The following is a 1,020-nucleotide window of genomic DNA, read 5'->3' as shown; positions in this document are numbered from 1 at the left end:
CGGCGAGGACTCGTGCGTGTGCGGCCAGGAGGGCGCGGGGTTCCCGCAACAGGCCCTCGGGCAGCGGGACTTCGTACTCCGCGGTGCCGGGCACCGGGTCGAGCGTCCACTTCGGGATCGTTTCCATGGTCTTGCTTCCCCCTGTTGTCCTTCTTGTCTGTGCTGCGGAGCCCATCTGCGCTGCGGAGCTCGTCCGTGCCGCAGTGCTTGTCCGTGCCGCGCAGCTGTCAGGTGCGCCGCTGGGCGACCGCCGGGTTCCCGCCCCAGTGGGCCCCCGCCGGTACTTCCTCGCCCTTCATCAGGAAGGAGTCGGCGGCGAGCACGGCGCCGTCGCCCATCGACGCCCCGTAGTGGACGAGCGCGCCGACGCCGAGCGTCACGCCGTCGCCGATCTCGATGTGGTCGGACTTGAAGGTGCCGTCCTCCTGCGAGTGCGACTGCACCTTGCTGTGCGCGCCGAGCGTGCTGTCGCTGCCGATGGCGGTGAGCGTCCGCTCGGTGATGTAGGCCCCGTCGTCGAAGACCCGGCGGCCGATACGGACCCCGAGCAGCTTCCAGAGCAGGTTCTTGAACGGGGTGCCGTTGTAGATGGCGATGTGTGTGTCGGGGATCTTCCAGAGCCGCTCGTGGCGCCAGAAGAGCGGGTCGTAGATGGAGTGCAGCCGGGGCTCCAGCGGACGGAACCGGCAGATCAGCCGCTCCACCAGTACGTAGTAGCCGGTGGTGAAGGCGAGGCCGACGATCAGGGACGCGCCGATCAGTAGACCGCCCGCGGTGCCGAGCTCCCCGTACAGGTCGAAGGCGGCGAAGCCGAGGACCGTGAGCGCGAACCAGTCGAACCACCGGATGAACAGGAACAGGCCCATGGTGCGCAGGTTGTGCCGGTTCTTCGCGGCCAGACGGCGGCGCAGCTCGTCGCCCTCACGGAGGTGGTCGAAGCGGGTGTCGCGCTCGACGGTCCGCGGGATCTCGAAGGGCGGCGAGCCCAGCAGGCCGACCCCCTCACGGATCTCGCCGTCG

General features: G+C 69.4%; 1 pseudogene. It reads right to left on the bottom strand.

Features of this window, described 5'->3' with window-relative positions:
* Positions 1 to 227: 227 nt before the first annotated feature.
* Positions 228 to 1,020 (bottom strand): annotated as a pseudogene (locus AOK17_RS47435) (Pls/PosA family non-ribosomal peptide synthetase); the annotation flags it as partial.

It is taken from the genome of Streptomyces phaeochromogenes (assembly GCF_001418655.1).
Classification (GTDB): domain Bacteria; phylum Actinomycetota; class Actinomycetes; order Streptomycetales; family Streptomycetaceae; genus Streptomyces; species Streptomyces phaeochromogenes.
Note: the sequence above shows the minus strand (reverse complement) of the source record. Positions and strands in the feature narration are given on the sequence as shown.